Annotated in this window: 2 protein-coding genes and 2 pseudogenes; 2 read left to right on the top strand and 2 right to left on the bottom strand. The window is 41.7% G+C overall.

Annotation, left to right across the window (positions count from 1 at the left end):
- Positions 1-230 precede the first annotated feature (230 nt).
- Positions 231-1,009: pseudogene (locus ACEW9J_RS16445) on the top strand (DNA cytosine methyltransferase); the annotation flags it as partial.
- Here the strand turns inward: ACEW9J_RS16445 and ACEW9J_RS16440 are convergent.
- Together ACEW9J_RS16440 and ACEW9J_RS16435 are read right to left on the bottom strand one after the other, a co-directional pair.
- A pseudogene (locus ACEW9J_RS16440) lies at positions 936-1,712 on the bottom strand (Cfr10I/Bse634I family restriction endonuclease). The pseudogenes ACEW9J_RS16445 and ACEW9J_RS16440 overlap by 74 nt on opposite strands.
- A gap of 36 nt (positions 1,713-1,748) precedes the next feature.
- On the bottom strand, positions 1,749-2,675 hold the full coding sequence (locus ACEW9J_RS16435) for a tyrosine-type recombinase/integrase (RefSeq protein ID WP_373546189.1): 927 nt from the start codon (positions 2,673-2,675) through the stop codon (positions 1,749-1,751).
- A gap of 132 nt (positions 2,676-2,807) precedes the next feature.
- Between ACEW9J_RS16435 and ACEW9J_RS16430 the strand changes: the two genes are divergently transcribed.
- Positions 2,808-4,166: a DUF4158 domain-containing protein gene (locus ACEW9J_RS16430; protein ID WP_373546190.1), complete on the top strand. Its 1,359-nt coding sequence runs from the start codon at positions 2,808-2,810 to the stop codon at positions 4,164-4,166.
- The last annotated feature ends 128 nt before the right edge of the window (positions 4,167-4,294 follow it).

Below are 4,294 nucleotides of genomic sequence, written 5' to 3'. Positions count from 1 at the left end.
TTTTTTCCCACGTTCAATTCTAATGTCTTCTATGTCGTTAAAATGTTCTGCTATACTCTGCTTGGGCTTCAGCTTCATTTGAAATGATATTAGTTGCAAATCAATCTAACATAATTAATTAGCTAAAGCTACCTGTAGACAAAGACTTCACGTCTTTGATAAATTAAATCTGTATCTAATTTTCACGTATTTTTAATAATAGAAAATTTAAGTGCGTTCACCCTGGGTCTACAGGTAAACATCGATTGTTTTACGATCGACTGAAATCAAGGTTGGAGCAAAATGGGTATTTAATTACAGATAGTTTAATTAATGCTTTGGAATATGGCGTTCCCCAAAGTAGGGAAAGAGCTATAGCTATTGGATTTAGATCGGATTTAGTACCAGCGAAATCAAGCCATGAATTAAACTCTCAATTTTCATGGGATAGAAATAAACTCTTTTTGATCGATAAAATCATGTCTTATCCTTGGTCTAGAACAGATCCATTTGGAGAAAATTTATCTTTAGATTGCCCTGTGGGAATACCTGTCAATTTAACAGTAGAGCATTGGTTTAAAAAAACAATGTAAATTATCATCCTAATAGCCATCACTGTTTTACTCCTCGTGCCGGACTTAGCAGATTTCTATCTGTGCTTGAAGGCGATGATTCTAAAAAATCTTATAAGCGTCTACACAGATGGAGATATTCGACTACAGCTTGTTACGGAAATAATGAAGTTCACTTACATCCTTATCAAGCGAGAAGAATATCGGTAGCGGAATCTCTAGCAATTCAATCACTTCCCCCTGAATTTGAGTTACCATCAAAGATGTCTCTTACTGACATGTTCAAAAGTACTGGGAATGGGGTACCATTTTTGGCAGCAAAAGGATTAGCAACAACAATAAATGAGTTCTTATCTAGTCATTGTAGCTCGAACAGATCCGCAGCTAGATCTCTAAATTATCATTTGCAAACTCCGCATCTGGAGAAACAGCTCTCCCTTCTCGATCTAACTCGATAATGTCCTCGTATCTTTTCCAGTACTCATCTAACTCTTGACCAGATTTTATATTTACTTCTGAATCGATCGCTCTTTCAACACTAGTAATGGTATTTCCAGATTTTGGGAGCGTAAACATCAAAGGAGCAGAAAATACTTCTCGATCGGATGGATTACTTTCCCCAATAACATCATATCTCAATTTATGATCCGACTCATGAATATATCTGCTGGCAAATTTAGTAACGTTTGCTTCTGATAAAATCTGATACCTTCGATCTGGTCTGTTGCTAGTTTTTAGACTAATAAATCCTTTGACTTGATGTGGAAAACACTTATTTTTAATAACTTTATATAATTCGTTAATTTCCTTGAGTGGTGGTGATGGATTTTGCAAAATATTTGAGATGGGTGAATCTTGAATAACATCTCTTCTAATTACGACGAAATCAGGAGTCGAGCAACGGATAAAAATTGGCTCTTCTCTTTTCTTAAATATGTCTATGAGTAAATCTTACTTACGTCTCGATTCTTTTTGATAGATTTCCCAGAACCTTATACTAGTCTCACTACCCATCTTGACTAAATATAAATTTTCGGTCGATTGTAATACCGATCTATGTGCTTCCATCAGGAAAGCTAGCTCATTCCACGTCCCACGGCAGTTATTCAGCGATCCTTGACTTATTGGGGTCGAGCCGAAATACGTGTAAAATAGTGCCACTTCGCCTGAAAGCGTTGCTCTATCTATCTTTTAAAATCACTCCCAAGCAATTTTCTCCACTTCTCGCTGAAGATCGCCCTGAGTCCCACGAATATAAATCATCGTCGTGTCCAGCGAATCATGCCCCATGATCTGAGCGAGTCGGTGGATTGGCACAACTTGCGCCATCCGATATCCAAACCGATGGCGCAAATCATGTGGGCTGACATCAGAGATCGAAGCTAGATGAGCATATTTTTTGACCAAATATCCTAATCCTCTCTCAGTTAGAGCCTCACCCGTTTTTTCCGAGCTAAACAGATAATTGGCGTGGACTGTCTGAGTCTTGTTGTACTCAATCAACACAGCTCTAGCTGTCGCATTCAACGGGACTTCTCGATATTTGTTACGTTTGCCAAACACCGTTAAGATGCCACTACGTTTTCCCAAATGAACCTGTTCTGGACGCAGCGTACATATTTCAGCCGCGCGTAATCCAGTATGAAGCATCAGCACAATTATCGTTCGGTCTCTGATGTGACCAGAATTCGTAACCGCTGCAACCAAGCCAGACTCTTCAATATTACTCAGATGACGTGGTGGCGAATCAACTCTGGGGATTAACTTCACCGCAGCAGCAGGGTTATTGCCAATTAAGCCGATTTTGACTACCCAAGTGAAATAGCACTTCAATGTGATTAAGTACCGATTTACTGACGCTGGCTTGAGTTTGAGTGAATTCTGTAAGTAGGCACGATAGCCAGTAATCGTCGGGGTAGCAATGGTATTGGGCACAAACGACCGTGGAGTCTCTTGTCCGGCTGAAGATGTTTGCTCATCCCAAGCTATAAACTGGCGTAGATCTGAAAGGTAATTACGGATCGTACTCGGACTGACATCAATTAAGTCACACAAATACAATTCATATTGCGACAGATTTACCTGACCAATTTTAGAGAGTGATGGGATGCTATCTCGTTTCATGGCATGTCACTAACCTCTAACTTTTAGTTGTGATGCCCAGATCTTCAGTGTAAAGACATTAGCAGACATCAGTTAGAGGGGATATCAACAGCATTAGCAGACATCTAGACCCCATTTCGAGGATAACAATATCTGCTAATATCACTCAGCAGACTTGTTGAAACCCCTCACAAGCATCTGTTTGGAGGACACCAAATTACTGCAATCGAACGTACCGCTTACCCTCAATTCAAACAATCCCCGACTGTCAAAGAATTAGCAGAACTTTACACTCCGACACCAGCGGAAATTCAGTTTATCAATGCAAAGGCGCATGGAAATAGCTCCAGGCTGAGTTTATTGGTGATGCTCAAAGCCTTCCAACGACTCGGCTACTTTCTTCATCCCGATTTTGTACCGCAGCCAATTATTGACCACCTCCGCTCCGTCCTGAAACTGAGTGCGAAGGTATCAGCGATTCCCTCTCTCCGTTCCCGTCGTCGTTATACTGAAGCGATTCGGGTCTACTTAGACGTTAAACCCTATGACAATATCGCTCAACAATTAGTAGCACAGGTGATGACGGTGGCTGCGTCCGTGAAGGATCATCCTGCGGATTTGATTAATGTGGCAATTGAAGAGTTGGTGAAGGAGCGGTATGAGTTGCCAGCCTTTAGCACTATTGACCGACTGGCTAAGAATATTCGCTCCATTACTAATACTCGCTTGTTTCAGCGAGTGTGTGCTGGATTATCCCAAATCGAGCAAGCTTATTTAGATAGACTGATCTTGTCAGAATCACAAGAGTCAGTTGCCACGCTGAATCTGCTGAAATCTCCGCCCAAAAGCGCGACCCTTTCACACATGCAGGAACTCCAGGCTAAATTTAACCAGTTGATGTCTTTTGGCGATGCACAGCGGTTGTTATCCTGTATTTCAATCGGTAAGGTGAAATCCTTTGCAGCACAGGCAAAGGCATTGGATATTTCCGAGTTTCAAGATATCAAGCTCCCCAAACGGCGCACATTGCTACTGTGCTTACTGTACCAGGCTCAGGTTAAAACACGAGATCATCTAGTGGAGATGTTTCTCAAACGGATGCAAACGATCCATAATAAAGCCAAAATCAAACTGGTAGAATTGCGGGAGCTGCATCTGACTCAAACTAGAGATTTGCTGGGGGTGCTGGCTGAAATATTATCCGTTTCCAGTGCTAGCAGTGACAACGCAGTTTTAGGCGAACAAGTCCAGTCTGTTCTCACTGGTCATTGCGGTTCGCAACTATTGTTAGAACAGTGTGAGGAAATTACAGCTTACAACAGCGATAACCACTTGCCCCTGTTATGGAAGTTTTATGCTCACTATCGGAAGCTCTTATTTGGATTGGTACGGTCGCTGGAGATCCGTTCGACAACTCAAGACCAATCCTTGATGTCCGCTCTAACTTTTATGCTAGAACAGGAACACCGACGCGGTAAGTATTTACCCGTGGGTATCGATTACCCCTGTTAAGGTGACAAAAGCATGACTAAGTAGGGCTTGCTGAATAAGTCTAGCGATCGAATCTAGCCGCCACACAACTTGCAAATCTTGAGGTTCTCGATCGATTTCTAAAATTATCCGCCGAGAACCCTTGCAGT

It is taken from the genome of Chamaesiphon sp., assembly GCF_041737865.1.
Taxonomy (GTDB): Bacteria; Cyanobacteriota; Cyanobacteriia; order Cyanobacteriales; family Chamaesiphonaceae; genus Chamaesiphon.
The sequence above is the reverse complement of the archived record's forward strand: the minus strand, read 5'-3'. Positions and strand labels throughout refer to the sequence as shown.